The 4,365-nt window shown below is 32.2% G+C and carries 2 protein-coding genes and 1 pseudogene; 1 reads left to right on the top strand and 2 read right to left on the bottom strand.

Features of this window, described 5'->3' with window-relative positions:
• Together VP91_RS06875 and VP91_RS06870 are read right to left on the bottom strand one after the other, a co-directional pair.
• A pseudogene (locus VP91_RS06875) lies at positions 1-1,269 on the bottom strand (hypothetical protein); the annotation flags it as partial.
• Between the two features lie 105 nt (positions 1,270-1,374).
• A complete protein-coding gene (locus tag VP91_RS06870; protein ID WP_169036718.1) occupies positions 1,375-3,393 on the bottom strand; it encodes a hypothetical protein in 2,019 nt (672 codons plus the stop codon).
• A 347-nt stretch (positions 3,394-3,740) separates the two neighbouring features.
• Here VP91_RS06870 and VP91_RS06865 point away from each other — a divergent pair.
• The coding region (locus VP91_RS06865; protein WP_169036717.1) for an LLM class flavin-dependent oxidoreductase at positions 3,741-4,365 on the top strand (625 nt) is incomplete at its 3' end.

Here is a 4,365-nt window from a genome sequence, read left to right as displayed (position 1 = left end):
GGCTTCTTCAGCTTTCTTTTTAGCAGCAGCGGCTGCTTCTTCAGCTTCCTTTATAGCTTCCTCTGCTTTTTTAGCTGCAGCTTCGGCGGCTTCTTCTGCTTGCCTTTGAGCTGCTGCTGCAGTTTTATTTGCAATTCTTTCAGCTTTTAACTGCGCCTCTTTTCCAACTTGTTTTGCTACTTCCTTAGCTATGCTAGCTTTTTTTGTTAACGCTTTAGCTTCAGTGTTTTTACTAACTAATGCTACAACTAGTTTTTTAGTCTCTGCAATTTTTAATTTTTCCTGAATTTTTCCTTTAGCTGCTGCGTTTACTACATTACCAACTGCATCTAATTCTTTTTTAACTCCCAATGCTTTTGCTTGACCGTCTACTATTTTTCTAACAAATTTTGCTTCTTTTGATGTTGTATATTTACTAGCCTCTTGGAGAGTGCCCTCTATTGGTTTTGCATCATAAGCAGTAGAATAAACATCTTTTGCAATAGCAAAAGTATCAACCTCAACTGATAAACTTACTTCGGCGCCAACTAATAACCTTGCTCCTATATCTATTTCTGCTCCAACGACACCATCTGCTCCTACGGTTGCTCCACCACCTATTTCGGCACCAGCTGATACTCCGGCTGATACTCCAGCACCTGCACCACCACCTCCATATCTTCCATCGACTTCCGCTTCTGCTGTAGCTTCAACAGCAGCACCTGCATAAGCCTCCGCTCCTCCTTCAGCACCTAGTTGACCATCATTTAATCCTACCATTCCTGATGCCTCAGCTCCAGCTCCTACAGTTGCGGATACTCCAGCTCCTACACTCGCATCTGTTTCATCATTTAAACTTCCTGAAATTCCCGCTGTTGCTTCTACGCTTACCTCAGCACTTACCCCTCCTTCTGCAATAACCGCTGTATCTGTTACTTCTGCTGATGCTTCTGCTCCAACAGAAGCACTTGCAGATGCACCTGCTTCAGCCGTCACACCACCTATTTCAGCGCTTGCTCCTGCCTCGGCTCCAACTGAAGCGCCTGCCTCAGCAGCAACACTTGAACTTGTAACCTCTACTGAAGCCCCAGCTTCAGCACTCGCTTCAGCAGATGCCTCTGTATTTAATGTTGCACCACCTACTGAGGTTGATGAACTTGTGCTTGCACCAGTGCTTATCTCAATTTCAATTTCTTCAGCAGCATGAAGCTCTGGCAATTCAAAAGCTTTAACATTTGAGATATTTACTAAAAAAATTAAACTAATTAGAGGTGCTATAAATTTTTTCATTTATTAAGTTTATTATAAAAATCTTTAATTTTAAATATTTGTATTTTATTTTGTAAGATTTTTTGTGCAACTATGAAGTGAACCTACTTTTTTAATTTTCTTTTATTATTGTTTATTAAGGTTAAGAGATTTTGAAATTCCAAATGATAATGAGTTAGAAATGTAATCATAATTAATTATATTAGATTCTGAAAAGATTTTTTCGTATGCAATATTCATTGTTAAATTTTTTTTAGGATCTAAAGAAGGAAAAAAATCTCCCAAAGCTTTGCTCATTGAAATATCAACAGTATTTACTGTGCCTGATCTTTTTAAATTTGAATTAATAGATGTATCAACCGTTTTATAATCACTAAAATTTAAAGTATTACCTATAGATATATAGGCCCAAGGATAAGCAAAATTTAAACCTAATCCTAATTCATAAGAATCATAATCATTTCCAGCGTCTACAACAGAATCTGAGTCTGTGTATGTAAGGCTTGTAGATGTTGAAATTTTTTCATTTTTGAAAAAAGCGTGGCCTAAAGAAAAACTATTACTGTTTGTGTTATTATCTGCCATTGAAGTATAACTCGAACTTTGATCATACTTTGTATCACTAAAAGAATATCCATAACTAAAATCATTACGATCAGTAATTGGAATAGTTACGTCTAAGCCTAATAAATAAGAAAGCATTTCAGCACTAAATTTATTTTCATACTTACTTAACATTAAATATGGAGCAAGGTTTAGAGATCCTAAATAAGTATTTAAAGAAAAAATCATTCCATAACTATCATAATCACCTGTCCCTACATCTTGGTCTGCATTTCCAGCGTTGGCATTAATCATTAAAGATGAATTTTTTCCAAAAAATTTAAAACCCGTAACTCCCACACCTTTTGTAAAGGTATGATCAAATTTAGCATCATTAAATCCAGAAATAACGTTTTCGCTACTTTGTAATCTAGTTGATGAAACACTACTTACATTGTTATCCTGGTTTATTCCAAAAGATACTCTTGCTGATAACATCCATGGTTGTTTTTTTTTTGCAGGTTCACTATGTACAAAAGTAAAAGACGATTCAATTTGATTTACTATTTCTAATTGTTTTTTAGTTGTGTTTTTATTATCTTTAATTTCATCAATCAAAGTCAAGGCTTCATTAAATAAATTTTCTTGTTTATAAATTGAAAGTAAATTTAATTTTATTTTTATATCATCTGGATAAACTTTACTCATTCTTTTAATAGTTGCTATTCCTTCATTAATATCTCCCGCCTTAAACTGCTGTTTGGCATATTTATAGTTAAGTTTTAAATTTTTTGGATTTTGTAAAATTTGACCATAAGAGACAATTGTCTTAGCAACATTTTCATTTTTAATACTTCTTTGAGATAAGCTTTCTGAAAGTTGACTAATTTCCTTCATATATGAAACTAAACTAGGTGAGGATTTTTTTTGATGCGCAAAACTATCAATAAGCGAAGACTCAAATTTATTAACAAATTTTAAATTTTCCTCAGTAGTATTATCATTTGCTTTAATTTCTTCAATTAAAACTATAGCTTTATTTTTTAAATTCGCTTCTTTATATATTGCAAGCAGATCTAATTTAATTTTTATATTTCCTGGATAAATCCTAGACAATTTTTCTATTATATTAATACCTTCATTAATATTTCCTGCACTAAATTGTTCTTTTGCATATTGATAGCCTAATTTTAAATCTTTTAGGTTTTTCACAGTCTGATTATCAATGAGAGATTTTTTTTCATCCACTATTGTTTCTTTATTTTGCATCTTCTTTTTCAAAACAAAATAAGTGTCTACTAACTTTAAAATAAAATTTTCTCGATTACTGTTCATTTTAGCGACAGCTGTTTTTTCTTTATAGACATATTGTGGTTCTTCATTAAATTTAGAAAAATTATTTAATAATTTTACTTCTAGTGTCTTTAAATTTAATTTCGGAACAGTTTTGAAAGACTCATCAAAATATTCACTTGATCCAGCCGGTTTGGTTCTTGTGGTTTCTGAAAATAAAGATATTAAAACTATAAATGCCAGTATAAAACCAATTGAATTAAAGGGTTTTTTTTTATATTTAAATCTTTCTTTTTTTCTACTTGGCATTTTATTGTAAAAAAATTTACCCTAACTAAATCTATATTTAAATAATAAAAATAAAAAATGCTTAAAAAGACTAGATATAAGCGAACCTAATACACAAAAAGGAGCATAGGGGGTTTAAAAAACATTGAAAAACCGGATCTGTTTAGGGTCCTACTTATTTATTCCTTTAGGGATTGGATTGTAGAACATGTTAAAAACATGTTAATTTTCTGGGTTTGTGCTAATCTTAGGTAAGAACAATAAAAGATAGATACATAACTCGTCGTTTTACTGGGTTTAAAGGGTACCAAGGAGTATACGAAAGTGGGATCAGTCGTCTTTAAATTTAACTATTTAAGGAGGTTTGAGTGAAATTTGGATATTTTTGTAACACTACTAATTGGGATCATAAACCATACAATCAATTATTAAATGAAACCAAAGAAATCACTACTTACTGTGATGAAAATAATTGGGACTCTATTTGGTATACGGAACATCACTTCAATCACGAAGGTATGGAGTCCTGCACAAACCCTTTGATGATGGGGGTTGATGCAGCTGCAAGAACTAAACAAATTAGAATTGGTCAAGCTTGCAATGTAATTACATTTCATAATCCTATCCGTCTGGCTGAAGACATAGCTTTATTAGATCAATTGTCTGGGGGAAGAGTTGACGTAGGTATTGGTAGAGGAATTTATGGAAGAGAAGCTATTAACATGAACAAAGAGGCTGATCTAAAAGATCAAGCTAAAAATTTTAGATTATTTGAAGAATCTTTAACAATTATGAAAAAAGCTTGGACTGAAGAATTTTTTAGTCATAAAGGTGAATTTTATACTTACCCGTCACCAAATTTTACTTGGCAACATGATATGAGTCCGCCTAGTGAAAAATTTTTAGATACAGCAACAAATGAAATAAAAAAAATAAGTGTTGTACCAAAACCAAAACAAGAACCTCATCCACCAATATGGCAAGTTGTGGATG

It is taken from the genome of Candidatus Pelagibacter communis (assembly GCF_012932795.1).
In the GTDB taxonomy this organism is placed as follows: Bacteria; Pseudomonadota; Alphaproteobacteria; order Pelagibacterales; family Pelagibacteraceae; genus Pelagibacter; species Pelagibacter ubique_S.
The sequence above is the reverse complement of the archived record's forward strand: the minus strand, read 5'-3'. Positions and strand labels throughout refer to the sequence as shown.